Origin of the sequence: Pseudomonas sp. AM8, assembly GCF_036346475.1 — a bacterium.
Classification (GTDB): domain Bacteria; phylum Pseudomonadota; class Gammaproteobacteria; order Pseudomonadales; family Pseudomonadaceae; genus Aquipseudomonas; species Aquipseudomonas marginalis.
The window spans coordinates 17,401-44,130 of the sequence record NZ_JAOTNX010000003.1 but is presented as its reverse complement, the minus strand read 5'-3'; the positions used below and the strand labels follow the sequence as shown (position 1 = coordinate 44,130).

Genomic DNA, 26,730 nt, shown 5'->3' with positions numbered 1-26,730 from the left:
CGAATGCGCGCTCTAACCCTGCACCTGAGAATCCTGATCGCCATCCTGGTGGTGTTGGGTATTTCGGTCACCGCCTACCAGATCTTCGTGCTGGGCATTCCCGTCACCGAGGACGCCACCGACGACCTGTGGAACATCGACGCCAAGGTCGAGTTCGTCGCCAACCCCAAGGACCCGGTGAAGATCCAGATGTTCGTGCCGCCCTTGAGCCGCGACTTCGTCAGCCTTAATGAGAGCTTTATCTCGAATAACTACGGGGTGAGCGTCAACCGCATCGACGGCAACCGTAAGGTCACCTGGTCGGCACGCCGCGCCAAGGGCAACCAGACCCTGTATTACCGCCTGGTGCTGACCAAGCGCTACAGCGGCGAAAAAACCAAGATCAAGGGCCCGACCTTCCGCGACAGCATTGCCGTGGAAGGCCCGGAAAAAATCGCCGCCGAAGCCCTGCTGGCGCCGATCCGCCAGCATTCGGCCGACGTCGAGACCTTCATCACCGAAGCCATCAAGCGCACCAACAACCTCAACGACGACAACGTGAAGCTGTTGCTGGCCGGCGACCCGTCGACGCCGCACAAGGCCAAGATCGTCGAGCTGCTGCTGTCCATTGCCCACGTGCCGGTGGAAAAGGTCCACACCATCCGCCTGGTGGCCGACCAGCCGCAAACCCCGGAGCTGTGGCTGCGTAGCTTCAATGGCAACGACTGGCTGTACTTCAACCCGGAAACCGGCGAACCGGGCCTGCCCGCCGACCGCCTGCTGTGGTGGACCGGCGATGAAAACCTGATCACCGTCGATGGCGGCAAGAAAGCCATGGTCACCTTCAGCCTGAACAACAGCGAAATGAACGCGATTCGCCTGGCCAAGCTGACCGACGAGAACACCGACGCCAACTTCCTCGAATACTCGCTGTACGGCCTGCCGCTGCAAACCCAGCAGACCTTCATGATCATGGTGATGATCCCGATTGGGGTGCTGGTGATCCTGATCCTGCGCAACCTGATCGGCCTGCAGACCCTGGGCACCTTTACCCCGGTGCTGATTGCCCTGGCGTTCCGAGAGACGCAGCTGGGCTTCGGGATTGTGCTGTTCACGATTATCACGGCGCTGGGCCTGTCCCTCAGGTCGTACCTGGAACACCTGAAGCTGCAGATGCTGCCGAGGTTGTCGGTGGTGCTGACCTTCGTGGTGGTGCTGATCGCCGCCATCAGCCTGTTCAGCCACAAGCTGGGGCTGGAGCGCGGGCTGTCGGTGGCGCTGTTCCCGATGGTGATTTTGACCATGACCATCGAACGCCTGTCGATCACCTGGGAAGAGCGCGGCGCCAGCCATGCCATGAAAGTCGCGATTGGTACGCTGTTCGCCGCGTCCCTGGCGCACATCATCATGAGCGTGCCGGAGCTGATCTATTTCGTATTCACCTTCCCGGCGATCCTGCTGATCCTGGTGGGCTTCATGCTGGCAATGGGTCGCTATCGCGGCTACCGCCTGACCGAGCTGGTGCGATTCAAGGCCTTCCTCAAGGCTGACTCGTAATGTTCGGCTTCTGGAAGACCTGGAAGGCCCTGGAAGCTCGGGGAATCATGGGCATCAACCGGCGCAATGCGGACTACGTGCTCAAGTACAACAAGCGCAGCCTGTATCCGATTGTGGATGACAAGATCATCACCAAGGAGCGGGCCATCGCTGCGGGCATCCATGTGCCGGAAATGTACGGGGTGATCTCCACCGAGAAGGAAATCGACAAGCTCGACGAGATCATCGGTGGGCGCAGCGACTTCGTGATCAAGCCGGCCCAGGGCGCCGGCGGCGACGGCATCCTGGTGGTGGCGGACCGTTTCGAGGGGCGCTACCGCACGGTGTCCGGCAAGATCATCAGCCATGAAGAGATCGAGCACCAGATTTCCAGCATCCTCACCGGCCTGTACTCCCTGGGTGGCCACCGCGACCGTGCGCTGATCGAGTACCGCGTGGTGCCTGACCAGATCTTCAAGAGCATCAGCTACGAAGGCGTACCGGATATCCGCATCATCGTGCTGATGGGCTACCCGGTGATGGCGATGCTGCGCTTGCCGACCCGCCAGTCGGGCGGCAAGGCCAACCTGCACCAGGGCGCGATCGGCGTGGGCGTCGACCTCGCCACCGGCCTGACCCTGCGCGGCACCTGGCTGAACACCATCATCACCAAACACCCCGACACCACCAACGCGGTGGATGGCGTGCAACTGCCCAACTGGGACGGTTTCATGAAGCTCGCGGCCGGCTGCTACGAGCTCTGCGGGCTGGGGTATATCGGCGTGGACATGGTGCTCGACCAGGAAAAAGGCCCGCTGATCCTGGAGCTGAATGCGCGGCCGGGGCTCAATATCCAGATCGCCAACGACTGCGGCCTGACCCTGCGCACCCATGCGGTGGAGGCGCGACTGGAAGACCTGAAAGCCGCCGGCGTGACGGAAACCCCGGAAGAGCGGGTGAAGTTCGTGCAGGAGATGTTCGGGCATATTCCGCCCGTGGAAGGCTGATCCGGTCTTCGAACTGTCTATCCCCGACATCCCCCCTAGGAGCAAATCCTACGGGGGACTACAATCCCTCTCCCCCCGCGCCATTGGCTGATCCAACCCCGCATGTCGACCTGCTCCGTACACCCATTGCCCTACCGGGCCAACCCCGCCGAGTATTTTGCGGCGATTCGCCACGCTCCCGGCGCGGTCCTGCTCGACAGCGGCCGCCCGGCGGCCGAGCGTGGGCGTTACGATTTGCTCAGCGCCTGGCCCGAAGCAACCTTGACGGTAGCGCCTGACGAAAGCGGCGCTGCTTTCCTGCATCGCTTACGGGAAAACCTGACGCGATTGGGTGAAGCCGCAATTCCTGCCGGTTTGCAGTTGCCGTTCGCCGGTGGCTTGATCGGCTACCTGAGCTACGACTTCGGTCGGCACCTGGAGCCCATGCCGCACCTGGCGGTGGATGACCTGCACCTGCCGGACGCGCGCTTCGGGCTGTACGCCTGGGCGCTGATCAGTGACCACCAGGCGCAGGCCAGCCAGCTGGTGTTTCATCCCTCGCTGGCAGACAGCGAACGGCAACGGCTGATCGCGTTGTTCAGCCATGGGGCGGTCGACACCTCTGCGACGTTCAAACTCCAAGGCCCGATGGCCCCCGACCTCAGCGCCGAGGCCTACCGCCAAGCCATCGTGCGGATCCAGGATTACATCCAGGCGGGCGACTGCTACCAGGTCAACTTCGCCCAGCGTTTCCGCGCGCCGTGCCTGGGCGATCCCTGGGCCGCCTACTGCGCGTTGCGCGAAGCCTGCCCGACGCCATTTTCCGGGTTCCAGAGCCTGCCGGACGACGGCGCGGTGCTGAGCCTGTCACCGGAGCGTTTCGTGCGCATCAGCGAGCGCCACGTCGAGACCCGCCCGATCAAAGGCACCCGCCCCCGCGGCCTTACGCCGGAAGAAGACGCGGCGAATGCCGCCGAACTGCTGGCCAGCCCCAAGGACCGCGCCGAGAACCTGATGATCGTCGACCTGCTGCGCAACGACCTGGGACGTAGCTGCCGCACCGGTTCAGTCAACGTGCCAGAACTGTTCAGCCTGGAAAGCTACCCCAATGTGCATCACCTGGTCAGCAGCGTGACCGGTGTATTAGCCTACGATAAAGACGCCCTCGACCTGATCGCTGGCAGCTTCCCTGGTGGCTCGATCACCGGTGCCCCGAAAATCCGCGCGATGCAGATCATCGACGAACTCGAGCCGACCCGACGCGGGCTGTACTGCGGTTCGTTGGTGTACCTGGATGTGCGCGGCGAGATGGACAGCTCCATCGCCATCCGCAGTTTGCTGGTCAAGGATGGCCAGGTGTGTTGCTGGGGCGGCGGTGGGATCGTGGCGGATTCGCAGTGGGAAGCGGAGTATCAGGAGTCACTGACGAAGGTACGGGTGTTGTTACAAACGCTGGAAAACCTGTAGCGCGCAGCTCCTTCCTGGCTCTCAGACGCAGAGCCAAGCAGTAGAAAAAACCTGAATCAGACCCACAGTAGACGCAGTTGAACGTCGGAGGATAGCGTCCGGCTTCAACCGTCCGCCCGCCGTCTGTGAAGGATCACATGAAGCGACTGCCTACCCGTCAGGAAATATTTCCGAGATTGCGCCCCCTCTCAACCGCGCCTATCATCTCCCAAATTGGGAGGTTGCAGCGATGCGGATAATCGCTCTATCGACCTTACGAATATTCTGGGAAAACCAACCCGCCTATATCGATGCAAAGGCACCGCTTATTGAACTGTATCGGCATATGGAAAAGGCCATTTACCCGACGCCACAAGCACTCAAGGCAGCGCTCAGGACCGCGAGCATTCTCAAAGGTGGCAGGGTTGTATTCAACGTGGGCGGCAACAAATATCGAGTGATCATGACGATCGATTACCAGCGACAGCTTGGGTTCATACGGTTCGTAGGGACTCATGCGCAGTACGACCAGATCAACGCGGAGACCGTGTAATGAACATCAAACCCATACACTCCCAGGAAGACCTCACTGCTGCACTCGCGCGGGTACAGCAGCTCTGGGGAGCGGACATCGGCTCGACTGAAGGCGATGAGCTGGAAATTCTTGCAGTACTCATTGAGAAGTACGAAGCCGAACATTACCCAATACCACCTTCTGATCCGGTGGAAGCCATTAAATTTCGCATGGAGCAACTGGGCATGACTGCCCGCGACCTGGAGCCATTTATCGGCACCAGCGGACGTGTATCCGAAGTGCTGAACCACAAGCGCAAGCTGAGCCTGTCGATGATCAAGCGGCTGCATGAAGGCTTGAGTATTCCTTATGAGCGGTTGCTTGCAGGGAGCTGACAGAAACATGGTAGTAGCGCTACCTTCCCCATCGGGAGCAAGCCCCCGATAGGGCCATCAGCCGAACCGAAAGAAATTACAGGCTCAACGGCCGATTCGACGCCCTGATGAACTCTTTCTTCAAATCTTCAAACGTATGCACCGCCGGGAATTGTGGGAATTCGCGGATCACATTGTCCGGCGCATGGAACAGAATCCCGCGGTCGGCCTCGCCCAACATGGTGGTGTCGTTGTAGGAGTCGCCCGCAGCGATCACGCGGTAGTAGAGGGTCTTGAACGCCAATACCGACTGGCGCTTGGGGTCTTTCTGGCGCAGTTGGTAGCTGACCACGCGGTCGTTTTCGTCGGTGATGAGACGGTGGCACAACAAGGTCGGGAAACCCAGCTGGCGCATCAGCGGCTGGGAGAATTCGTAGAAGGTGTCGGACAGGATCACCACCTGGAAGCGCTCGCGCAGCCAGTTAACGAACTCGATGGCACCGTCCAGCGGCTTGAGGGTGGCGATCACTTCCTGGATGTCGGCGAGCTTGAGCCCGTGTTCGTCGAGGATGCGCAGGCGCTGCTTCATCAGCACGTCGTAGTCGGGAATGTCACGGGTGGTGGCCCGCAGGGATTCAATACCGGTTTTTTCGGCGAAGGCGATCCAGATTTCCGGCACCAGCACCCCTTCCAGGTCGAGACAGGCAATTTCCACAAGACACTCCCATTAGATGTTGTTAGTTGAGCGAGCAAAAGGACTGCCGAACTCTAGCGATTCAAGCCCGCCGCCGCAACGCAGGGCGGATTTTGATACCATCGCTCCCCTATAGAGCGCTCAGCGCCATTGACCTGTAGGAACCGTCCTGATGAACCAAGCCTTCGACGTCGTTGAACTCGCCACGACTTATGCCAACAAGTCTGCCCAGGACATTCTCAAGCTGGCGTTCAGCCAGTTCGGTGATGACCTGTGGATTTCCTTCAGCGGCGCCGAGGATGTGGTGCTGGTGGACATGGCCTGGAAGCTGAACAAGAACGTCAAGGTGTTCAGCCTCGACACCGGTCGCCTGCACCCGGAGACCTACCGGTTTATCGAGCAGGTGCGCGACTTCTACAAGATCGACATCGAACTGATCTCTCCGGACCAGAGCAAGCTGGAACCCTTCGTCAAGGAGAAAGGCCTGTTCAGCTTCTACAAGGACGGCCATGGCGAATGCTGCGGCGTGCGCAAGATCGAGCCGCTGCGCCGCAAGCTTTCCGGCGTCAGCGCCTGGGCCACCGGCCAACGCCGCGACCAGAGCCCCGGCACCCGCAGCCAGGTGGCGGCGCTGGAAATCGACACCGCCTTCTCCACCCCGGAACGTACCCTGTACAAGTTCAACCCGCTGGCGCAGATGACCAGCGAGGAGATCTGGGGTTACATCCGCATGCTGGAGCTGCCGTACAACAGCCTGCATGAGCGCGGCTTTATCAGCATCGGGTGTGAGCCGTGCACCCGTCCTGTGCTGCCGAACCAGCACGAGCGCGAAGGACGCTGGTGGTGGGAAGAAGCCACCCAGAAGGAATGCGGGCTGCATGCCGGGAATATCATCAGCAAGGCTTGAAGTTGATGCTGTAAAAAATGTGGGAGGGAGCTTGCCCTGATGCTAGTCAGTTGAGGCTTTTTGTAGGAGCGAGCTTGCTCGCGAAAAACTCACAGGCGCCGCGTTCATTCAGGAAGCACGCGTTATCGTTGACGTTTTTCGCGAGCAAGCTCGCTCCTACAGGAGGCGATGTACGCTTAACTGACTGGTATTAGGGCAAGCCCCCTCCCTCATTTTGTTTTGGGTTGAGTGTTAGAGATGTACACATAGGTGTAACCATCGGTGCCATTTATGTGTGCAATTTCTCTTAAACCGCACCATAACGTAACACCTCTCCCCTCCCCTCGGTTGGCCTGGCGAATCACAAGCCGACAACGCAAAAATAAATAGCTGTTCAATCGGTCAATTTATATTTCTTCAAATTCAGCCAGTTATTTAACTCACCTATAAAAACGAAATTACCCAGGACTTTCATAGATCCAAAGCTGGCACACATGTGGCTTAAGGTGAAATACGCTTTGTATACAATAAATACAAAATCTACATACACTTTGCCATCTGCAGCGCCTCAGCAGATGTGCTGGAGCCTGCCGGAATGCGTACAAGCCTCTCGAATAACATCGCACTGGATCTGCCCTCCTCCGCCCTGAACCCGGACGCCGCAATCCCCGGCCCCCTGGTGCTCAGCCCGCGCCTGCACAACAAGGACCTGGCGCCCACCAAGGTCGAAGGCCGACGCTGGGGGCGCTACAGCATCTTCGCGCTCTGGACCAATGACGTGCACAACATCGCCAACTATTCGTTCGCCATCGGCCTCTACGCGCTGGGCCTGGGCGGCTGGCAGATCCTGTTGTCCCTGGGCATCGGCGCGGCGCTGGTGTACTTCTTCATGAACTTGTCGGGGTATATGGGCCAGAAGACCGGCGTGCCGTTTCCGGTGATCAGCCGCATCAGTTTCGGCATTCACGGCGCGCAGATCCCGGCGTTGATCCGCGCCGTGATAGCGATTGCCTGGTTTGGTATCCAGACGTACCTGGCGTCGGTGGTTTTCCGCGTACTGCTGACGGCGATTCATCCGGGCTTTGCCGACTATGACCACAACTCGATCCTGGGACTATCGACCCTGGGTTGGGCCTGTTTCGTGGCGATCTGGTTCGTGCAACTGGTGATCCTCGCTTATGGCATGGAGATGGTGCGCCGCTATGAAGGCTTCGCCGGGCCGGTGATTTTGCTGACGGTGGCGGCGCTGGCCGGTTGGATGTACTTCCAGGCCGGCGGCAACATTGCCTGGTCGATCCGCGAACCGCTGAGCGGCGGCGAGATGTGGCGCAATATCTTTGCCGGTGGCGCGTTGTGGCTGGCGATCTATGGCACGCTGATCCTCAACTTTTGCGACTTCGCGCGCTCTTCGCCGTGCCGCAAGACCATCCTCGTCGGCAACTTCTGGGGCCTGCCGGTGAATATCCTGGTGTTTGCCGCCATCACCGTGCTGCTGTGCGGCGGGCAATTCCAACTCAATGGCCGAGTGATCGAAAGCCCGACTGAAATCATTGCAGCCATCCCCAATACCTTCTTTCTCGTGCTGGGCTGCCTGGCGTTCCTGATCGTGACCGTGGCGGTGAACATCATGGCCAACTTCGTCGCGCCGGCCTTTGTGCTGAGCAACCTGGCACCCAAATACCTGAACTTCCGCCGTGCCGGCTTGATCAGCGCCACCGTGGCCGTGCTGATCCTGCCGTGGAACCTCTACAACAGCCCACTGGTGATCGTGTATTTCCTCTCCGGCCTGGGCGCGCTGCTGGGGCCGCTGTACGGGGTGATCATGGTCGATTACTGGCTGATTCGTAAAAGCCAGGTGGACGTACCGCAGCTGTATAGCGAAAACCCGAATGGCGTTTATTACTACAGCCGTGGGGTGAATATGCGTGCAGTGGCGGCGTTTATTCCTGCAGCCGTGATCGCCATCCTGCTGGCGCTGTTGCCGGGATTTGCCAGCGTCTCGCCGTTTTCCTGGTTGTTTGGCGCCGGTATTGCAGGGTTGCTGTACCTGCTGATCGCCAAGCGCCAGCCGTTCTACGCCGATGTCAGCGGCGAAAGCATTGCCGTCGATAACGTCAGTCACTGAGTAAGGACCTTCCATGCGTATCCTCGTGGTCAACGTCAACACCACCGAATCCATCACTGAAACCATCGCTCAACAGGCGCGGTCCGTGGCCTCGCCGGGCACCGAGATTGTCGGGCTCACGCCCTACTTCGGCGCGGAATCGGTGGAGGGCAACTTTGAAAGCTACCTGGCCGCCATCGCCGTGATGGACCGGGTGATGGCCTACGACCAACCGTTCGATGCGGTGATCCAGGCCGGCTACGGCGAGCACGGCCGGGAAGGCTTGCAGGAGTTGCTGAATGTGCCGGTGGTGGACATCACCGAAGCGGCGGCCAGCACCGCAATGTTCCTGGGCCACGCCTACTCCGTGGTCACCACCCTGGACCGCACCGTGCCGCTGATCGAAGACCGCCTGAAACTCGCCGGCCTGTACCAGCGCTGCGCCTCGGTGCGCGCCAGCGGCATGGCGGTGCTGGAACTGGAGGAAGACCCGCTGGCCGCCATGGAAGCCATCGTGCGCCAGGCGGAACTGGCTATCCGCGAGGACAAAGCCGAAGTGATCTGCCTGGGTTGCGGCGGCATGGCCGGGCTGGATGAGCAGATTCGCCAGCGCACCGGCGTGCCGGTGGTGGATGGGGTGACGGCGGCGGTGACCATTGCCGAATCCCTGGTGCGACTAGGGTTGTCGACGTCGAAGATCCGCACTTACGCGACGCCACGGCCGAAGCAGGTGATTGGCTGGCCGACTCGGTTCGGCCGCTGACCGGCACCTGGTTTCAGATTGCGCTGAACCTCTGGCCCAGCTTCTTCTCGGCAAACTGCTCGATGATGAAATCCACAAACGCCCGGGTCTTGCCGGGCAGCAGTTTGTGCTCCGCGTAGTAGATGGAAATATTGCCGTCGTCGACACACCAGCCGGGCAACACGCGCACCACCGCGCCACTGTCAAGGAACGGCACGGCCATGGGCATGCTCACCAGCGCAATCCCCAGGCCTTGGGCACTGGCGCAGCAGGCGGCTTCGGAGTCGCTCATGGTCATGCCGGGCTTGAGCACCAGCGGGCGGTGTTCACGTTCGACACTGGTCAACTGCCAGGAACGGATACGCCCGGTTTGCGGTGAGCGGATCAGGATACCGTTGCACCGCGACAAGTCTTCGGGCTCGCGCACCGGCGGGCGCTGCGCCAGGTAATCCGGCGAGGCCACCAACACCCGATGCGCCGGCGCCAGCTTGCGCGCCACCACCCCTTGGGGCAGCTCAAAACCGCCACCGATGGCGGCATCGAAGCCCTGGCCGATCAGGTCCACCTGGCGGTTGTCGAAATGCCAGTCCGGGCTGATATCCGGAAAGCGCGCCATGAACGCCCCCAGCAACGGCACCACGTAGCGATTGCCAAACACGGTGCCCATGCTGACCTTGAGCGTGCCCACCGGCCGGCCTTCGGCGCTGGCCAGGTTAGCCACGGCATTCTGGATGGTGGTGAGGCTGCCGCTGACTTCGGCCAGGAACAACTTGCCGGCTTCGGTCAGGGCCAGACGCCGGGTGCTGCGCTGGAACAGCCGCACGCCGAGGCGCACCTCCAGCTTGGCGACGCTTTTGCCGACCGCCGCCGGGGTCAGGCTCAGGTGCCGGGCCGCCTCGGCAAAGCTGCCGCCTTCGGCGCTGCGCACAAAGCATTCGATACTGCCAAAGCTTTCCATAACGCCACACTCTAAACTTTTGGTTTACACAGACTATAGCAATCACGGTCTACCGGCAGCGGCGAGCGAGGTCGATACTCGGCTCCAACAACAGGGCATTGCGCCTTGAATGACCAGGAGATCGACATGACCACACACAACCTCAGCGGCAAAGTCGCCTTGATCCAAGGCGGTTCCCGCGGCATCGGCGCCGCCATCGTCAAGCGCCTGGCAGCACAGGGTGCAGCCGTTGCCTTTACCTACGTCAGCTCGGCCGCCAAGGCTGAAGCCCTGCAGCACAGCGTGATCAGCGAAGGCGGCAAAGCCCTGGCGATCCACGCCGACAGCGCCGATGCCACTGCGATCCGCAACGCGGTCAACGCCACCGTGGAAGCCTTCGGCCGCCTGGACATCCTGGTGAATAACGCCGGCGTGCTGGCCATTGCACCGCTGGAAGACTTCAAGCTGGAAGACTTCGACCAGACCCTGGCGATCAACGTGCGCAGCGTGTTTATCGCCACCCAGGAAGCCGCCAGGCATATGGGTGAAGGTGGCCGGGTGATCAACATCGGCAGCACCAATGCCGAGCGCATGCCGTTTGGCGGTGGTGGCCCGTACGCAATGAGCAAGGCGGCGCTGGTCGGTTTGACCAAGGGTTTGGCGCGGGACCTGGGGCCGCGCGGCATCACCATCAACAACGTGCAACCTGGGCCGGTGGACACCGATATGAACCCGGCAAACAGTGATTTTGCCGAGAGCCTGATCGGGTTGATGGCGGTGGGCCGTTACGGGCACGTGGAAGAGATTGCCAGTTTCGTGGCATATCTGGCCGGGCCGGAAGCGGGGTATATCACCGGTGCCAGCCTGACTATCGATGGTGGCTTCAGCGCATAACCCAATGTGGGAGCGGCTTGCCCCCTCCCACCTGTTGACCTTGTTGGTTCAGGAGATGGGGGGCAGGCCATAGGCCGCCAGGTCGAAGTCCGCAAGCTTGCGGATGATCTGGTCGGCATGCTGGTACTTGCTGTCGGCCATGGCTTCATCAGGGACGGCGATCGCGGTCATATGGGCGGCCTTCGCAGCCGTTACACCAAACGGCGAATCCTCGAACACCAGGCAATCCTCCGGGGCAACGCCCAAGCGGCGTGCAGCGGTGAGGAAGATGTCCGGCGCCGGCTTGGCGGCACCGACTTCCGGGTCGTCAGCGGTGACGATGGTGTCGAACAAACCAAACCACTCGCGGTGCAAGGTGGTTTTGTGGCCAAACGAATTGCGCGACGAACTGGTGCCCACGGCAATCGGAATGTTGTGCGCCTTCAAGTGCCGCACCAGAGCTTCCGCGCCAGGCATGCCCAAGGCCTTGGGAAAGCGCTCGCTCATCAGCGGTTCGCGAATTTCGAGGAATTCAGCCGGGGTAATCGGCAGGTCCAGCGCCTTGACCACATAGTCGGCCAAATCCTGGGCACCGCGCCCGATGATGTGCTGCTTGATGCCCCAGTCGTAGGTTCGGCCGTAGCGTTCAGCGATGATCTGCGTGACTTCGGTGTAGATGCCTTCCGTATCCAGCAATAACCCGTCCATATCGAAAATCACGGCCTTGATCGGACCGACTGCGGTACGCGGTGCATTCATCACTACAAACCCTGGAAGAAGGACTAAATGGATTCAGCACAATAACGGCCTGGGTTACCTGCAAGCAACCTTCGCGGCCAGGTATTGAGTCGGCACAGGACTGCAGTCTGTGTGCGATCAGTGATTCATACCGGGCAACAGTTTTACCCGCCCGCCTGCGATGCGGCCGTCTAGGGTTTGTAGGAACAGAGCGTTCGACCGATAGCTCTCCTTTGAAAAATACCCCTTGCAAACCTTATAAAAGACTTATTAACCTCTGATGAACTCAATCCACTGGACCCGAAAAGCCGTCAAGCAATTGCTTCGATTGCATTCGTATCATCAGCAACAAGTACGCGATGCCGTCTTCTCGCTTGAACGCATGCCCGAGGCAGTCAACGTCAAGGCGTTGGTCAACCACCCCCACGGTTACCGATTAAGGGTGGGTCATTACCGAGTCCTTTTCGACTGGGACGGCAATATCCAGGTAGTCAGCATTCAAGAGGTCAAGAAACGTGACGAGCGAACCTACTGCCATACAGATCATCCACAATACGGAGGGCAAGCCAGCCTTCGTGGTGATCCCTTATGAACACTATCTGGCCCGGCAGAACGATCCAAACCTCATTCCCCACGCGGTGGTCAGCCGCCTGGTAGATGGAGCCACTCCGATCCGAGCCTGGCGCGAACACCTGAACCTGACCCAGGAAGAAGTCGCCCAACGCCTGGGCATTTCCCAATCCGCATTTGCCCAGCAAGAGGCGGTGAACAAACCTCGCCGGACGACGCGGGAAAAGATTGCCAAGGCATTTGGCATCAACGCCGTTCAACTGGAGCTATAGCCTCAAACGGGACAGTCCGCGCCTTCAGTCACCTAAAAGCGAAACCAAACATGCTCTATCGTCTAGCCGCAGACAGCCTCGTGCTGTTCCACCTGTGCTTCATCCTGTTCGTACTGTTTGGTGGGCTGCTGGCGCTGAAATGGCGCCCGGTTATCTGGCTGCACTTGCCCGCCGCTGCGTGGGGCGTGGCGGTCGAAGTGTTCCACCTGCCCTGCCCGCTGACCCGCTGGGAAAACCTGTTCCGCCACCTCGCCGGGCAGGACGGTTATGGCGGTGGGTTTATCGAGCATTACATCCTCACGTTGATCTACCCGGCCGGGCTGACGCCACAGATCCAGCTGGGCCTGGGCGCATTGGTGCTGGCGATCAATATTGCGGTGTATGTGCGCTTGATCCGGCGTTACGTACAGGCTTGAGACAGCTTCACTGGTGAAGAATCAGACTCCCTCAGTCCCTTCACCGGCGCCACCATGTCCGAAGCCTTCGAAGTCCCCAGCCCCCACGAAAAACACCTCGAACACACCACCGAACACGCCCACGCCCACGGCGACAGTTTCGCCAGTCGCATCGCCGTCATGACCGCACTGATGGCCACCCTTGGCGCCATGCTCAGCTACCAGGCTGGCTCCACCGAGAGCGAAGCGGCGATGGACAAGAACAACGCAGCCATCATCAAGACCGAAGCCGCCAACCAGTGGAACTACTACCAGGCCAAGTCCAGCCGGCAGAACCTGGCGGAACTCGCGACCCATATTCCCGGTGTGGATGCCGCCCATTACAAGGATGAGATCGAGCGCTACAAAAGCCAGAAGGAAGAGGTACGCAAGCAGGCAGAGAAACTGGAGGCGACCTCAAAGGAATGGGATGAAAAATCCGAGCAGGCCCTGCACCAGCACCATCGTTGGGCCCAGGCGATGACCGCGATTCAGATCGCGATTTCGCTGGCGGCGATTACGTTGTTGACGAGAAGGGAATGGTTGAAGCGCATGTCCTATGCGGCGGCAGGTGTGGCGGTGGTGTTAGGTAGCCTGGCGTGGTTGCATATCTGACAGGGGAAGATTGATTTCAATCCCTTGCCGGGGCGATTAAAGTGCAGCCCCCGAGAATTGAATCTCGGGCTTTAGTCCATGGAGTTTCCCAGTGAAGTACATCAGTAAAGTGGTTGCAGCAGCCGTTCTCGGTTTCACCCTCGCAGGTTGCACCGGCACCGCCATCAAATCCCCGCAATACGACAGCAGCCAGTACACCGTGCTGGGTCACAGCGAAGCCAGCGCCACCGGCATCATGCTGTTCGGCGTGATCCCGATCGGCCAGAACAGCCGTTTCGTGCGCGCCCAGGACGCCGCCATCAAGGCAAAAGGCGGCGATGCGCTGATCAACACCCAAGTGCAGGAAAACTGGTTCTGGGCCTGGGTGCTCAGCGGTTACACCACCAAGATTTCCGGTGATGTGATCAAGCTGAAAACCGCGCAGTAAAATCGCTCGGGCTTTCAACTGAGCCCGCGACGTATCATGGGCCAACCTTTCGAGGATGGTCCATGAACCTCAGTATCCTCTATGCACTCGCCGCCGCCGCCCTGTTCGGCGCCAGCACCCCGCTCGCCAAACACCTCGGCCTGGGCCTCTCGCCCGTGCTGCTCGCCGGCCTGCTCTATCTTGGCAGTGGCGTCGGCCTCGCTGGTGTGCGCGTTATTCGTGATCGCGGCTGGAAACCCTCCGGGCTAACCCCATCGGAATGGCCCTGGCTGCTCGGCGCCATCGCATTCGGCGGCATCCTCGGGCCCGTCGCGTTGATGTTCGGCTTGAGCCGCACCGCCGGCGCAACCGCCTCCCTGATGCTCAACCTGGAATCGGTGCTGACCGCCGTTATCGCCTGGGTCGTGTTCAGGGAAAACGCCGACCGTCGCATCGTCCTGGGGATGATCGCCATCGTGCTGGGCGGCGTGGTGCTGTCGGGGGCCGACGGCGGTGGCACCAGCCATGACTGGACGGGGCCGCTGGCGGTTGCCGTGGCGTGCCTGTGCTGGGGGATCGATAACAACCTGACGCGCAAGGTGTCTGCATCGGACGCGCTGTTTATCGCCGGGGCCAAGGGGTTGATTGCGGGGCTGGTGAATGGCGGGTTGGCGCTTTATCTCGGGGCGCAGATCCCGGGCATGGCGCGGCTTGCACCTATCTTGCTGGTGGGTTTTCTGGGCTATGGCATCAGCCTGGTGATGTTCGTGCTGGCGTTGCGCGGACTGGGCAGCGCACGCACGGGAGCCTATTTTTCCACCGCGCCGTTCCTGGGTGCTGCGATTGCGGTGCTGTTGTTGGGTGAGTCAGTGACGCTGGCGTTCTGGATTGCCTCAGCGCTGATGGCCGTGGGGGTTTGGCTGCACCTGACGGAACGGCATGCCCATGAACATCAGCATGACGCGACGGAACACGGGCATCGGCATGTGCATGATGAACATCATCAGCATGAGCACGGGTTTGAGTGGGATTCGGCGGAACCCCATAGCCATGTGCATGTGCACAGTCCGCTGAGGCACAGCCATGCGCATTTTCCGGATGTGCATCATCGGCATAGGCATTGAATGTATTAGGGCGGCGCTATAGGCCGCCCTTCTTTTGACATACAGGCCATTCAAGCGTGATGACCTGCGTGACCTTTATGCTCATATTCCCATCCCTTACACGCCAACCCTACGTGCTTGGGAATCAAGGCAGCACCGCTGCTATACGCCGTGATAGTCCTGCGCGAGAAGCCGAGTTCTACCGCCGCCGCAGAAAGAGACAAATTGTTGGTGAGCATCCACTTTCTGAAATCCTGCGTCAGCATGACCTCACCAGACTGCTCCAATGCCAGACGATGCAACGTAACGGCCGACACTTCGAGGTCACTGCCCCATGCCACATCAAACCCCCACTCACCTACTTGGGCCTGGCCGAATAACGCCAAATCCAAGAGAGGCTCGAGGACCGAGAAATTATTTATATGATCAGTGAGATCAACGGTGTGCCGCTTACCGTTGTGCCACTCGATCTCTAAGGCATGCTTGCCGGCAACTGGTTGCACAGCAGAGATGCGAAGCTTGCTGGCCATAAGTCAGTTCCTCCGGTTTTGTTCATCCCATACGCGCTTGAGATCAGCGATATGGGCTTTTGCCCAAAGCAGGGCGGCTTTCAAAGCTTTCGTTTCGGCACCTATACCGAGCACGACAAGCCCTTCTATCTGAACCAGCGACTCACCATCCGGCGTCTGCACGTGAAAGTGCGGCGGCGCGTGATCGTCAGGATAGATTTTTATTTTCCAGTTTCGTTCAGCGTGTAAGGTAGCCACGTAATCAGATGCTAGAGAAATTTTCTCCCTAGCATAACCGGCCTATTAGAACATCAAAACTGAAATTTTTAGCCATACCTCCAGACCGCGAAGATCTGTGGAGGTTAGTTTTTCAAACCCCTGAAATCACAAAACCCCTGGGTTCTTTCGAAACCAGGGGTTTTGTTTACATCAAATTTGGCGGTGAAGGAGAGATTCGAACTCTCGATACAATTTCTTGTATACACACTTTCCAGGCGTGCTCCTTAAGCCACTCGGACACTTCACCGTATCTCGTCAAACCAGTTCAGTCTGTCGAGGCGCGCTAATGTAGTCGAAAGCCTTTCTGATGGCAAAGGTTTTTTTCAGAATTTTCATGCGGTTAGATGGGTATGCCGGGATGTGCCCGGCGAGGGGTGGTGATTCTGCCATTCTTGGGCATGGGCGTCCTGTGTCTGGGGCCAGTGTTGCGCCCTGCTCCAGGCCTTCCGGCGTTCTCCCTGCGGGGAAAGTCTGACTGGGTAGTCAGTCACGGCGCTTTACCGGGGCGGGCGTGGTGGGTAACGTCTGCGCATGCGCCTTTATAAACAGCCTCTCTATAACAAATCCTACAAGGAACCGCGTCATGAGTGAGTTGATTGCTTACCACCTCGAAGACGGTATCGCGACCCTGACCCTGAGCAACGGCAAGGTGAATGCCATTTCTCCGGATGTGGTCAGTGCGTTTAATACAGCGCTGGACCAGGCCGAGAAAGATCGGGCGGTGGTGATCATCACCGGCACGCCGGGGATCCTGTCGGGTGGTTATGACTTGAAGGTAATGACAGCCGGCCCTAAAGAAGCCATCGGCCTGGTGACGTCGGGCTCGACGTTGGCGCGTCGCCTGTTGTCCCACCCGTTCCCGGTGATTGTGGCGTGCCCTGGGCATGCGGTGGCCAAGGGTGCGTTCCTGTTGTTGTCGGCGGATTATCGGATTGGGGTGGAAGGCCCGTTCAGCATTGGCCTGAATGAGGTGGCGATCGGCATGACCATGCACCACGCCGGTATCGAGCTGGCGCGGGACCGTCTGCGTAAGTCGGCGTTTCATCGGTCGGTGATCAATGCCGAGATGTTTGACCCGCAAGGCGCGTTGCAGGCCGGTTTCCTCGACAAGGTGGTGGCACCTGAAGAGCTGCAGGCGGCGGCGCTGGAAGCGGCACGTCAGTTGAAGAAGCTGAATATGAACGCCCATAAGCACACCAAGCTGAAGGTGCGTAAGGCGCTGCTGGAGGCGTTGGATGAGGCAATCATCCAGGATCAGGGGCATATCCTGAGTTAAGCCCTACAACCGAAACATCGAAGCCCGACCTTGCGTCGGGCTTTTTCGTACAAATGAATCCGAAACATCTTTAGCCGCTCTAGCCTGCCTATATCGGCACATGTTGAAACATGTGCTTAAACATCGCCTATCTCCTACCTCTTTACGGGTAATTGCCGAACTCAGTGCACATCCGTACACTGCGCCACCTTTTATCCCGATGGGCCGTGTCGATGCTTTTTCTGTTACGCATGTTATTGATGGGCCTGCACTTTATGGTGGCCGGTGTACTGGGCGTGCTGCTCGGGGCCTGCCGGCCATTCAACCCGGACAACAGTCGCTTGTGTGCGCGCCTGTATGCGCTGCCGGCCATGTGGATCCTGCGCCTGAAGGTGAAGACCGATGTCGACTCCCTGCGCAACAAGCCTGGTACGTGTGTGATCATCGCCAACCACCAGTCTAACTATGACCTGTTTGTGCTGGGCACCGTGGTGCCCCATCGCACCGTGTGTATCGCCAAAAAGAGCCTGAAATGGGTACCGCTGTTCGGCCAGTTGTTCTGGCTGGCGGGCAATGTGCTGATCGACCGCGGCAATGCGCACAAGGCACGTCGCGCGATGCTCACCACCACTCATACGTTGCAGCATCAGGACACCTCGATCTGGGTGTTTCCGGAGGGCACGCGCAATCTGGGCAAAGGCTTGTTGCCGTTCAAGAAAGGCGCGTTTCATATGGCCATCGCCGCTGGCGTGCCCATCGTGCCGGTGTGTGTCAGCAATTACGTCACCCATATGAAGCTCAATCGCTGGAACAGCGGTGATGTGCTCATACGCTCGTTGCCGCCGATTCCTACTGTGGGCCTGACTTCGGATGACATCCCGCAGTTGATGCAGACCTGTCAGGCGCAGATGGATGAGTGCATTACAGCGATGGATCGCGAAGTGCAACCTGCCTGAACACCTTCCGGGGGGCCTGGCCTCCCCACGCAAACAAGCTTGCTCGTCACAAAAAGCGAGCACCTGCAGACGCCGCAACGGAACGTCATTCAAGCTAAGCTGCCCAACACCTGTCCTCCTAATAAGAAGTGATCAGCACCATGGGTAGAGTTGTTGCGGCCGCCGTGTACAGCGCCGGAAAGAAAGTCACGGATATCACCCTCGACGAAGGCGCGGCCTGGGCCGCCAAACCCGGGCATTTTGTGTGGATCGGCCTGGAAGAGCCCAACGCCCAGGAGTTGGCCAACCTGCAACGCCAGTTCAACCTGCATGAACTGGCCATCGAAGATGCCCTGGAAAAACACAGCCGCCCCAAGCTGGAAACCTTCGGCGACGCACTGTTTATCGTCACCTATTCACCGGTGCGCGAGAACGGCAAGCTGGAGTTTATCGAGACCCATATCTTCGCCGGCAACGGCTACATCATCACCGCGCGTAACGGCCATTCGGCGTCCTACGGCTTTGTTCGGCAACGCTGTGAGGCGCGGCCGTTATTGCTGGAGCATGGGGAAGATTTCGTACTCTACGCCCTGCTGGATTTTGTCACCGAGAACTACCAGCCGGTCAGCGAGGCGATCCACGCCGAGATCGATGAACTGGAGCACAACGTGCTGTGCAGCTCGCTGAGCGAGCGCGATATCCAGAAGATCCATGGCCTGCGCCGCGACGTGCTGCGACTCAAGCGCTATGTGGCGCCGATGGTAGAGATCAGCCAGGAACTGCAGAAGCTGAGCTTCCCGTTTATCGACAAGAACATGCGCCCGTATTTCCGTGACGTGCAGATCCACGTCACGCGGCAGATGGAAGACCTCACCACCCTGCGCGATATCGCCAGCCAGACCATCGAGATCGGTGTGTTGCTTGAGGCCTCGCGTCAGAGCGTGGTGCAGCGCAAGTTTGCCGCGTGGGCGGCGATCCTGGCGTTCCCCACCGCGGTGGCGGGGATTTATGGGATGAACTTCCAGAACATGCCCGAGCTGCAATGGCACTACGGCTATTTTGCTGTGCTCGGGTTTATTGCGTTCGGTTGCACGGGCTTGTGGGCCAGTTTCAAGCGCTCGGGCTGGCTTTAAACCCGGGCCTCAGGCTTGTGCGCCACGAAGCGCATCATCCATTCCGCCACGGTCACGCCGTGGTGGTCGCGCGCCAGGCTGGCCACGCCGTTTGTGTAGACTTTTTCACCCAGGGTCGTCTGAAGAATCTCCAGCAACTCGCGGGAATAATCATGGATAAATTCCGGGTGCCCCTGGAAGCACAGCACCTGGTCGCCGATGTGATAGGCGGCGAACGGGCAAAACTCGCTGGAGGCGATGACCGTGGCATTGTCCGGCAAGGTGGTGACCTGGTCCTGGTGGCTGATCAATAGCGTCAACTCTGGCACTTCAGGGCTCATCCACGGCGCCTTCGTATCCAGTTTGTAATCGTGAATGCCCATGCCCCAGCCCTGCCCCGCGCGCTCGGCCTTGCCGCCCAGCAGCAGCGCGAGCAATTGATGGCCGAAGCAGATGCCCAGCAACTTGTCGCCGCGCTCATAGCGTTCGAGCAGGTAGGTCTTGAGGGTCTGGATCCAGGGGTCGGTGCCGAAGGAATCGGCCTTGCTGCCGGTCACCAGGTAGGCGTCGAACACTTCGTCGTCCGACGGGTATTCGCCCTGCACCACGTTGTACACAACGAATTCGGCGGCAATCGGCTGCTTGGAGAACAGGCGCTTGAACATCTGCCCGTAGCCTTGGTATTGATCGATCAAGCCTGGACGCAGGATATCGGTTTCCAGGATACAGACGCGTAGCGACATAAAAAATACCTGACACGGTGATGGGAATAATGCACACCCCAGAGCCTGCCTTGAAATACCCTGACAAGGCAAGCCCTGTGCATGCCCAAAACCGTCAGAAGGTCGTGCTCTGCGCAGCTTTGTCGAGCAACAACGCCGGCGGCGAGAACCGCTCCCCATACTGTTCCTCCAGGTAGCGGGCACGGGCGATAAAGTCATTGAGGCCGTACTGGTTGATAAACTGCAACGCGCCACCACTCCAGGCGGCAAAACCGATCCCGAAGATCGACCCCACGTTGGCATCCGCGGTGGACATCAACACGCCCTCCTCTACGCAGCGCACGGTCTCGATGGCCTGGATAAACAGCAAACGGTCGCGCACATCCTGTGCTGAAATGCGCTGGTCGGCTCGCTCAAAGCGCGCTTTCAATTCAGGCCACAAATGCTTCTGCCCGCCCGCCGGGTACTCGTAGAAACCGCCTCCCGCCGCCTTGCCCGCGCGTTTGTACTCGTTCACCAACAGATCAATTACCACCGTCGCCGGATGGCGTGGGACTGTTTTACCTTCCGCCTGCAGATCCTTGGCAGCCTGCTGTCGGATATGACTCATCAGGCTGAGGGACACTTCATCGGACACCGCCAGCGGCCCCACCGGCATACCCGCCTTGCGCGCCTCGGTCTCGATCATCGGCGCAGCCACGCCTTCGCCGAGCATGGCGATGCCTTCATGGGTGAAGGTGCCGAACACCCGCGAGGTGAAGAACCCGCGACTGTCGTTGACCACGATCGGAGTTTTCTTGATTTGCAGGACGAAATCGAACCCCCGGGCCAGGGTTTCGTCCGAAGTGCGGGCGCCCTTGATGATTTCCACCAGGGGCATCTTGTCCACCGGGCTGAAGAAATGCAGGCCGATGAACTTGCCTTGATCCGGCACCGCCGTGGCCAGGCCGCTGATGGGCAAGGTAGACGTGTTGGAGGCGATCACCGCGTCGGCGCCGACCACATTGTGTGCGGCAGCCGAGACCTTGGCCTTGAGTTCACGGTCTTCGAACACGGCCTCGATGATCAGGTCACAGCCGGCCAGATCAGCATCCGAAGCCGTAGGATGAATCCGCGCGAGGGTGGTTTCGCGCTGCTCAGAGGTCAATTGCCCACGGCTGACCTTCTTGTCCAACAGCGCCGTCGAATGCGCCTTGCCCTTCTCGGCGGCCGTCAGGTTGATGTCCTTGAGCACCACATCGATACCGGCGCAGGCACTGACATAGGCGATGCCTGCGCCCATCATCCCGGCGCCGAGCACCCCGACCTTACGCGTCACGTAAGGTGCAAAGCCCTGAGGCCGCGAGCTGCCGGCGTTGATTTCATTGAGTTGGAACCAGAAGGTGCCCATCATGTTTTTCGCCACCTGCCCGGTGACCAATTCGGTGAAGTAGCGGGTTTCAATCACATGTGCGGTATCGAAATCCACCTGCGCGCCTTCCACGGCGGCGCAGAGAATTTTCTCCGGGGCCGGGAAGCAGCCATGGGTTTTGCTGCGCAAAATCGACGGTGCGATGGCGAGCATTTGCGCCACTTTCGGGTGAGACGGCGTACCACCGGGAATCTGATAGGCCTTGTTGTCCCACGACTGCCTGGCCTGCGGATTGGCAAGAATCCATGCGCGGGATTTGGCCAGCAGCTCAGTGCGATCCGCCGCCAGCTCATCGATCAACCCGGCTTGCAGCGCTTGCTGGGGCCGGACTTTCTTGCCTTCGAGCAAATACGGCAAGGCCTTTTCCAGCCCAAGCATGCGCACCATCCTCACCACGCCACCGCCGCCTGGCAGCAGGCCAAGGGTGACCTCCGGCAAACCGAGTTGCACCGACTTGTCATCCAGCACGACGCGGTAGTGACACGCCAGGCAGATCTCCAAACCGCCGCCGAGGGCTGCGCCATTGACGGCGGCCACCACCGGCCTGCCGAGGGTTTCCAGGCTGCGCAGTTGCGCCTTCAACACCAGGACGCTGTCGTAGAAATCCTGGGCGTGGGCCTTGTCGACCTTGATCAGTTCATTGAGGTCGCCGCCGGCGAAAAAGGTCTTCTTCGCCGAGGTGATAACCACGCCGGCAATGTCGTCCTTTTCCGCCTGCAGGCGTGCGACGGTGGCCGCCATTGCCTCACGGTACGCGGCGTTCATGGTGTTGGCGCTCTGGCCGGGCATGTCGAGGGTCAGCACCACGATCTGGTCCTGGCCTTTTTCGTAACGAATGGCATCGGTCATGACAACTTCCTTGGCTCAGAGGCGTTCGATAACGGTGGCGATGCCCATACCGCCGCCAACACACAGGGTGGCCAGGCCGTAGCGCTGCTGGCGCACCTCCAGTTCGTCGAGCAGGGTGCCGAGGATCGCGCAGCCCGTGGCGCCCAGCGGGTGGCCCATGGCGATGGAGCCGCCGTTGACGTTGACGCGCGCGGCGTCGATGCCCATGTCCTTGATGAACTTGAGCACCACCGAGGCAAAGGCCTCGTTGACCTCGAACAGGTCGATGTCCTCCACGTGCAAACCTGCCTTTGCCAGGGCCTTGCGCGTGGCCGGCGCCGGCCCGGTTAGCATGATGGTCGGGTCGGTACCGGTGACCGCCGTGGCAACGATGCGTGCCCGCGGTTGCAGGCCCAGCTCGCGGCCCTTCGCTTCGGAGCCGATCAACATCAATGCGGCACCGTCGACAATGCCGGAGCTGTTGCCTGGTGTGTGGACATGGTGGATGCGTTCCAGATGGCTGTAGACCCGCAACGCGGTGGCGTCGAAGCCCATCTGCCCCATCATTTCGAAGCTGGGCTTGAGCTTGCCCAGGCCTTCGAGGGTGGAATCGGCGCGAATGAATTCATCATGGTCCAGCAGCACGATGCCGTTCTGGTCCTGCACCGCGATCAACGACTTGTTGAAGGAACCGTCTGCACGCGCCCTGGCGGCTTTCTGCTGGGACTGTAGGGCAAAGGTATCGACATCCTCGCGGGTGAAACCTTCCAGGGTGGCAATCAGGTCGGCGCCAATGCCCTGGGGCGTGAAGTGACTGTGCATGTTGGTCTGCGGGTCGAGCACCCAGGCCCCGCCATCGCTGCCCATGGGCACGCGGGACATGGACTCCACACCGCCGACCACCACCAGGTCCTCAAAGCCGGAACGCACTTTCATCGCGCCGAGGTTAACCGCCTCCAGGCCCGAGGCGCAGAAGCGGTTGATCTGTACACCGGCGACGCTGACGGCCCAGTCCGCCACCAGGGCGGCGGTCTTGGCGATGTCGGCGCCCTGGTCGCCCACCGGGGTGACGCAGCCGAGCACGATGTCATCCACCTGTTGGGTGTCGAGGTCGTTGCGTTGCCCCAGCGCGGTGAGCAGGCCGGCCACTAGGTTTACCGGCTTGACGCTGTGCAGGGCGCCGTCGGCCTTGCCTTTGCCGCGAGGCGTGCGTATCGCATCGAAGATCAAAGCTTGGGTCATGACGTCCTCGAACCATTGCGCAGTAATGCCCTTACCTTAGGCCCGATTGACACGGTTTCAATGACGGATGCGCTCATTGCTTTTGACCGCCACGCTCGGACGAACGGTAGGCACCTAAGGTAATTGCTGGATTAATCGTTTTAGCTGTCTAGCCAAGGCATTGGCGCCAAGATGGCGTTATGCCTCATGCCTTTTTAAGCTGAAATGCTGATTAGGTGATATGAAATGGGTCTAAGCCGCGCAGAACGAGGGCTCTAAGGTTCAATCAGTAAGAAGTTGCTGCCGGGTTTTGCTGGAGCAGCTGTAAGAAAAGCGACACGTCACATTGCGATACTCATATTCAACGGCACGCATTTGACGCTCAGGAATAACAACAAAAGGCAGTCAGCCATGTTTAAACATTCGAAAGTACGTCAGGCAGGACTTATTCTGTTCGCCACCACATTGATTCTGATCTTGCCCAACTTGACCAAGGTCATTGGGTGACCTCTTCTTGAGCCTGTTCTTACCTCAGGATTACCGCTTTTGGCAGCACCTGCCGGGACTTCGTGCATAGCGATCCTGTTGCAGGGGCTGCCTTTTTATCTGCACTTTTCCGCTATCGTGGGCCCTATCGCCACTTAATACGGGGCCGCCGTCTTGAAACCGATCTTCGCATTCCTTGCCTTGTTGCTCGCCCTGCCCGCTTCGGCGGCGCAATTGACCGTCGAGCTGGATCACAGCCGCAAGACCTGGCAGACCGCCGACCTGCTCAAGCATCCGGACGCGCAGACAGTGCAGGTCGTCGATGACGTTTCCTACAAGCGCAACATGACCTATCGCGCAGTACCGCTGGCAGTGCTCCTGCCGGGCCTACAGCCCGATAATCATCTGCAAGCCGTTGCCCTGGATGGCTTCGCCGCCGAACTGACGGCTGCACCGTTGCTGCAAAAAAACGGTGCCCGCGCCTGGCTGGCCGTGGAAGACCCGGCCCACCCATGGCCCCCATTGGCAGACGGCAAGCCGAGTGCCGGGCCGTTCTACCTGGTGTGGACCGATCCGCAGGCCGGGCATATCAGCCCGGAGCAGTGGCCGTTCCAGATCTGCGCGATCAAGCAGTTGAAGACGGTGGCCGAACGTTTTCCGGCGCTGCTGCCCGACCCGACGCTGGCTGCGAATGATCCGGTCAACCAGGGCTTTGCGCTGTTCCAGAAGAACTGCCTGGCCTGCCACCGCCTCAATGGCGCCGGCGACGCACAGGTGGGGCCGGACCTGAATGTTCCCTACAACCCTACGGAATATTTCAGCGGCGACTTCCTCAAGCGCTATATCCGCGACCCGCAGAGCCTGAGGCACTGGCCGCAGGCAAAGATGCCAGCGTTCGCCGCCAGCGTGTTGCCTGACAGCGAGCTGGAATTGCTGGTGGGGTACTTGAAGCATATGGCGGGGCGTAAACAACACCCCTGAACCCAGCCTGATCTCGGTGGCGAGCGGGTTATTGCTGCTGGACCAGGACCACCGGCGTCGGCGCCACGAACACCTTGGCATGCATCTGCTCATGCCCTCCGCCACGGCGCATGCCGCGTACCGGGCAAGCGTCGAGGTAGTCCAGGCCCACGGCCAGTTTCAAATGCCGCTCCGGCCGGGCCAGTTGGTTGGTCACGTCAAAGCTGTACCAGGCGTCATCCAGCCAGGCTTCGGCCCAGGCGTGGCTGGCCAGGTGAGTGCTGTCTTCCGTGTACAAATACCCAGACACATACCGCGCAGGAATGCCCAGGCTGCGCGCGCAGGCCAGGAACGCATGGGTATGGTCCTGGCATACCCCCGCCCGCCCTGCGAAGGCCTGGGCGGCGCAGGTGTCGACTTCGGTGGCGCCGGGCGTGTAGACCATCGACTGGTTGAGGGCGTGCATCAGGTCGATCAGGGCCGTGCGATCACGACGCTGGTGGCAATGCTGTTGCGCAAAGGCGCGCAGGGCGTCGTCGGGCTCGGTCAGGCGGGTGCAGCGCAGGAACGGAAAGGCTGACTGGCTCTCGTGTTCAGCCTCACGCAGCTCATCGATATCCACCTGGCCACGGGCGCCAATGATGATGGCGTCGTGGGGTTCGTCCAGGGTCAGCACGTGCAGGATGTTGCCGAACGGGTCGATCTGCGCGCGCACCGGGCGAGGCAGGTCCAGTTGCCAACTGAGCACATGCTGGCGCTCGCTGTCGTGGGGCGTGAGGCGCAGGTACTGGATGCTGGCGCGTACCTGGTCTTCGTAGTGGTAGGTGGTTTCGTGGCTGATGGAGAGTCTCATGCGGCCTCCAGGTAGGAACTGTAGATGGCGTCGCCCAACTGGCGGACCAAGGGGATAAAGTCGGTCAGCCAGGCGTGCAGGCCTTCCTCGAGGATTTCATCGATCGCGGTAAACCGCAGGCGCGCGTCCATCTCGGCAGCCAGGCGCTGGGCCGGACGGCCGTTGATGCCGGGCAGGCTGGCGAGGATCTGGTCGATCTCTTCGCTGCAGGCCCGCAGGGAGCGCGGTACATCGGCGCGCAACAGCAACAGCTCCGCGACTTGCCGGGCACCTGGGGCGTCGCGGTAGATCTCGGTGTAGGCCTCGAACGACGATAACGCGCGCAGCAAGGCACTCCATTGATAGTAGGCGTGGGCGGTGCCATCGGTAACGGCTTCGGCCTGGTCGCCGGCCATTTCATAGCGCGCATCCAGCAGCCGCAGGGTGTTGTCGGCGCGCTCGATAAACGTACCCAGCCGAATAAAACGAAAGGCGTCATTGCGCATAATGGTGCCGTAGGTCGCCCCCCGGAACAGATGGGAACGCTCCTTGACCCACTCGCAGAACCGGCTCATGCCGTAGCGGCTGAGGCCCTGCTGTGAGATTTCGCGAATCTCCAGCCAGGTTGCGTTGATGTTTTCCCACATGTCGGCAGTGATTCGCCCACGCACAGCATGGGCGCTGGCCCGCGCGGCACCGAGACAACTGTAGATGCTGGCCGGGTTGGCCGCATCCAGTGCGAAGAAATGCAACAGGCGTTCGGCGTGCAATTCGCCGTGGCGCTCGCGGTAATCATCCAGCGTGCCGGTGATCAACAGCGGCATGGCCAGTTCATGCAGGCCATCACCGCGCCCATCCTGGGGCATGAGCGACAGCGAATAGCTGACATCGAGCATGCGCGCGAGGTTTTCCGCGCGTTCCAGGTAGCGCGACATCCAGTACAAATCCGAGGCAGTTCTACTCAACATGGC

The 26,730-nt window shown here is 60.2% G+C and carries 28 protein-coding genes, 1 tRNA gene and 1 pseudogene; 19 read left to right on the top strand and 11 right to left on the bottom strand.

All coding sequences use genetic code 11. The features are described 5' to 3' along the window. Nucleotides 1–3: 3 nt before the first annotated feature. From rloB to V3W40_RS09640, 5 genes are all read left to right on the top strand, one after another. Nucleotides 4–1,536 (top strand): osmotic stress tolerance membrane protein RloB, encoded by a 1,533-nt coding sequence (gene rloB / locus V3W40_RS09660; RefSeq protein ID WP_065924790.1) that lies wholly within the window; start codon nucleotides 4–6, stop codon nucleotides 1,534–1,536. Next, nucleotides 1,536–2,522, top strand: a complete 987-nt coding sequence (locus V3W40_RS09655; protein ID WP_330214944.1) for an alpha-L-glutamate ligase-like protein — start codon at nucleotides 1,536–1,538, stop codon at nucleotides 2,520–2,522. Before rloB ends, V3W40_RS09655 begins: the two co-directional genes overlap by 1 nt. A gap of 102 nt (nucleotides 2,523–2,624) precedes the next feature. After that, the gene (pabB, locus tag V3W40_RS09650) at nucleotides 2,625–3,968 is read left to right on the top strand and encodes an aminodeoxychorismate synthase component I (protein WP_330214943.1); all 1,344 of its coding nucleotides are present in this window, start codon (nucleotides 2,625–2,627) and stop codon (nucleotides 3,966–3,968) included. A 229-nt stretch (nucleotides 3,969–4,197) separates the two neighbouring features. Further along, the gene (locus V3W40_RS09645) at nucleotides 4,198–4,500 is read left to right on the top strand and encodes a type II toxin-antitoxin system HigB family toxin (RefSeq protein WP_330214942.1); all 303 of its coding nucleotides are present in this window, start codon (nucleotides 4,198–4,200) and stop codon (nucleotides 4,498–4,500) included. Beyond that, nucleotides 4,500–4,856 (top strand): helix-turn-helix domain-containing protein, encoded by a 357-nt coding sequence (locus V3W40_RS09640; protein WP_065946898.1) that lies wholly within the window; start codon nucleotides 4,500–4,502, stop codon nucleotides 4,854–4,856. Before V3W40_RS09645 ends, V3W40_RS09640 begins: the two co-directional genes overlap by 1 nt. A gap of 76 nt (nucleotides 4,857–4,932) precedes the next feature. On the opposite strand, the gene thrH is transcribed toward V3W40_RS09640, so the two are convergent. Further along, nucleotides 4,933–5,550 (bottom strand): bifunctional phosphoserine phosphatase/homoserine phosphotransferase ThrH, encoded by a 618-nt coding sequence (gene thrH, locus V3W40_RS09635; RefSeq protein ID WP_065924794.1) that lies wholly within the window; start codon nucleotides 5,548–5,550, stop codon nucleotides 4,933–4,935. 151 nt (nucleotides 5,551–5,701) lie between these two features. Between thrH and V3W40_RS09630 the strand changes: the two genes are divergently transcribed. The 3 genes from V3W40_RS09630 to V3W40_RS09620 all read left to right on the top strand — a co-directional run bounded on the left by V3W40_RS09630 (nucleotide 5,702) and on the right by V3W40_RS09620 (nucleotide 9,282). After that, entirely contained in the window at nucleotides 5,702–6,436 is a 735-nt protein-coding gene (locus V3W40_RS09630) for a phosphoadenylyl-sulfate reductase (protein ID WP_027603661.1), read from the top strand. A gap of 574 nt (nucleotides 6,437–7,010) precedes the next feature. Next, nucleotides 7,011–8,540, top strand: a complete 1,530-nt coding sequence (locus V3W40_RS09625) for an NCS1 family nucleobase:cation symporter-1 (RefSeq protein ID WP_330214941.1) — start codon at nucleotides 7,011–7,013, stop codon at nucleotides 8,538–8,540. A gap of 13 nt (nucleotides 8,541–8,553) precedes the next feature. Further along, complete coding sequence (locus V3W40_RS09620; protein ID WP_027603659.1) at nucleotides 8,554–9,282, top strand: aspartate/glutamate racemase family protein; 729 nt, start codon at nucleotides 8,554–8,556, stop codon at nucleotides 9,280–9,282. A gap of 13 nt (nucleotides 9,283–9,295) precedes the next feature. Here the strand turns inward: V3W40_RS09620 and V3W40_RS09615 are convergent, their stop codons facing one another. Further along, entirely contained in the window at nucleotides 9,296–10,219 is a 924-nt protein-coding gene (locus V3W40_RS09615) for a LysR family transcriptional regulator (RefSeq protein ID WP_330214940.1), read from the bottom strand. A 126-nt stretch (nucleotides 10,220–10,345) separates the two neighbouring features. Between V3W40_RS09615 and V3W40_RS09610 the strand changes: the two genes are divergently transcribed. Beyond that, a complete protein-coding gene (locus tag V3W40_RS09610; RefSeq protein ID WP_027603657.1) occupies nucleotides 10,346–11,092 on the top strand; it encodes a 3-oxoacyl-ACP reductase family protein in 747 nt (248 codons plus the stop codon). Between the two features lie 48 nt (nucleotides 11,093–11,140). Here V3W40_RS09610 and V3W40_RS09605 read toward each other — a convergent pair whose 3' ends face one another. Next, nucleotides 11,141–11,830 (bottom strand): HAD-IA family hydrolase, encoded by a 690-nt coding sequence (locus tag V3W40_RS09605; RefSeq protein ID WP_053132697.1) that lies wholly within the window; start codon nucleotides 11,828–11,830, stop codon nucleotides 11,141–11,143. 259 nt (nucleotides 11,831–12,089) lie between these two features. Here V3W40_RS09605 and V3W40_RS09600 point away from each other — a divergent pair. From V3W40_RS09600 to V3W40_RS09575, 6 genes and pseudogenes are all read left to right on the top strand, one after another. Further along, a pseudogene (locus V3W40_RS09600) lies at nucleotides 12,090–12,341 on the top strand (type II toxin-antitoxin system RelE family toxin); the annotation flags it as partial. After that, on the top strand, nucleotides 12,325–12,651 hold the full coding sequence (locus V3W40_RS09595; RefSeq protein ID WP_065946900.1) for a helix-turn-helix domain-containing protein: 327 nt from the start codon (nucleotides 12,325–12,327) through the stop codon (nucleotides 12,649–12,651). The pseudogene V3W40_RS09600 and the gene V3W40_RS09595, both read left to right, overlap by 17 nt. Before the next feature lie 50 nt (nucleotides 12,652–12,701). Beyond that, nucleotides 12,702–13,067 carry a DUF2784 domain-containing protein gene (locus tag V3W40_RS09590; RefSeq protein WP_065924798.1) on the top strand — a complete coding sequence of 122 codons (366 nt, stop codon included), beginning with the start codon at nucleotides 12,702–12,704 and terminating at the stop codon, nucleotides 13,065–13,067. Nucleotides 13,068–13,121: 54 nt separating this feature from the next. Then, nucleotides 13,122–13,700, top strand: a complete 579-nt coding sequence (locus tag V3W40_RS09585; RefSeq protein ID WP_065924799.1) for a DUF4337 domain-containing protein — start codon at nucleotides 13,122–13,124, stop codon at nucleotides 13,698–13,700. A gap of 91 nt (nucleotides 13,701–13,791) precedes the next feature. Next, nucleotides 13,792–14,127, top strand: a complete 336-nt coding sequence (locus V3W40_RS09580) for a hypothetical protein (RefSeq protein WP_032887540.1) — start codon at nucleotides 13,792–13,794, stop codon at nucleotides 14,125–14,127. Nucleotides 14,128–14,189: 62 nt separating this feature from the next. Beyond that, a complete protein-coding gene (locus V3W40_RS09575; RefSeq protein ID WP_330214939.1) occupies nucleotides 14,190–15,230 on the top strand; it encodes an EamA family transporter in 1,041 nt (346 codons plus the stop codon). A 50-nt stretch (nucleotides 15,231–15,280) separates the two neighbouring features. Here the strand turns inward: V3W40_RS09575 and V3W40_RS09570 are convergent, their stop codons facing one another. From V3W40_RS09570 to V3W40_RS09560, 3 genes are all read right to left on the bottom strand, one after another. Next, on the bottom strand, nucleotides 15,281–15,739 hold the full coding sequence (locus V3W40_RS09570) for a DUF2442 domain-containing protein (protein WP_074847472.1): 459 nt from the start codon (nucleotides 15,737–15,739) through the stop codon (nucleotides 15,281–15,283). Between the two features lie 3 nt (nucleotides 15,740–15,742). Further along, a complete protein-coding gene (locus V3W40_RS09565) occupies nucleotides 15,743–15,976 on the bottom strand; it encodes a DUF4160 domain-containing protein (protein WP_074847473.1) in 234 nt (77 codons plus the stop codon). Between the two features lie 178 nt (nucleotides 15,977–16,154). Further along, nucleotides 16,155–16,244, bottom strand: a tRNA-Ser gene (locus V3W40_RS09560). 336 nt (nucleotides 16,245–16,580) lie between these two features. Between V3W40_RS09560 and V3W40_RS09555 the strand changes: the two genes are divergently transcribed. The 3 genes from V3W40_RS09555 (at nucleotide 16,581) to V3W40_RS09545 (ending at nucleotide 19,320) form a co-directional block, all read left to right on the top strand. After that, nucleotides 16,581–17,273 (top strand): crotonase/enoyl-CoA hydratase family protein, encoded by a 693-nt coding sequence (locus V3W40_RS09555; RefSeq protein WP_065924808.1) that lies wholly within the window; start codon nucleotides 16,581–16,583, stop codon nucleotides 17,271–17,273. Between the two features lie 212 nt (nucleotides 17,274–17,485). Further along, nucleotides 17,486–18,208, top strand: coding sequence for a lysophospholipid acyltransferase family protein (locus tag V3W40_RS09550; RefSeq protein WP_092355448.1), 723 nt, complete (start codon nucleotides 17,486–17,488; stop codon nucleotides 18,206–18,208). 140 nt (nucleotides 18,209–18,348) lie between these two features. Next, nucleotides 18,349–19,320, top strand: coding sequence for a magnesium and cobalt transport protein CorA (locus V3W40_RS09545; protein ID WP_027603646.1), 972 nt, complete (start codon nucleotides 18,349–18,351; stop codon nucleotides 19,318–19,320). On the opposite strand, the gene V3W40_RS09540 is transcribed toward V3W40_RS09545, so the two are convergent. The 3 genes from V3W40_RS09540 to V3W40_RS09530 form a co-directional block, all read right to left on the bottom strand. Next, nucleotides 19,317–20,042: an amidotransferase gene (locus tag V3W40_RS09540; protein ID WP_027603645.1), complete on the bottom strand. Its 726-nt coding sequence runs from the start codon at nucleotides 20,040–20,042 to the stop codon at nucleotides 19,317–19,319. The two genes, V3W40_RS09545 and V3W40_RS09540, sit on opposite strands and share 4 nt — an antisense overlap. A gap of 94 nt (nucleotides 20,043–20,136) precedes the next feature. Further along, nucleotides 20,137–22,281 carry a 3-hydroxyacyl-CoA dehydrogenase NAD-binding domain-containing protein gene (locus V3W40_RS09535; protein WP_330214938.1) on the bottom strand — a complete coding sequence of 715 codons (2,145 nt, stop codon included), beginning with the start codon at nucleotides 22,279–22,281 and terminating at the stop codon, nucleotides 20,137–20,139. 15 nt (nucleotides 22,282–22,296) lie between these two features. Next, the gene (locus V3W40_RS09530; protein WP_330214937.1) at nucleotides 22,297–23,502 is read right to left on the bottom strand and encodes an acetyl-CoA C-acetyltransferase; all 1,206 of its coding nucleotides are present in this window, start codon (nucleotides 23,500–23,502) and stop codon (nucleotides 22,297–22,299) included. A 639-nt stretch (nucleotides 23,503–24,141) separates the two neighbouring features. Between V3W40_RS09530 and V3W40_RS09525 the strand changes: the two genes are divergently transcribed. Continuing rightward, a complete protein-coding gene (locus tag V3W40_RS09525) occupies nucleotides 24,142–24,948 on the top strand; it encodes a c-type cytochrome (protein ID WP_065924812.1) in 807 nt (268 codons plus the stop codon). A gap of 28 nt (nucleotides 24,949–24,976) precedes the next feature. On the opposite strand, the gene V3W40_RS09520 is transcribed toward V3W40_RS09525, so the two are convergent. Both V3W40_RS09520 and V3W40_RS09515 read right to left on the bottom strand, forming a co-directional pair. After that, entirely contained in the window at nucleotides 24,977–25,780 is an 804-nt protein-coding gene (locus V3W40_RS09520; protein ID WP_027603641.1) for a transglutaminase family protein, read from the bottom strand. Next, complete coding sequence (locus V3W40_RS09515) at nucleotides 25,777–26,727, bottom strand: alpha-E domain-containing protein (protein ID WP_027603640.1); 951 nt, start codon at nucleotides 26,725–26,727, stop codon at nucleotides 25,777–25,779. The genes V3W40_RS09520 and V3W40_RS09515 overlap by 4 nt, the downstream gene beginning before the upstream one ends. Nucleotides 26,728–26,730 lie beyond the last annotated feature (3 nt).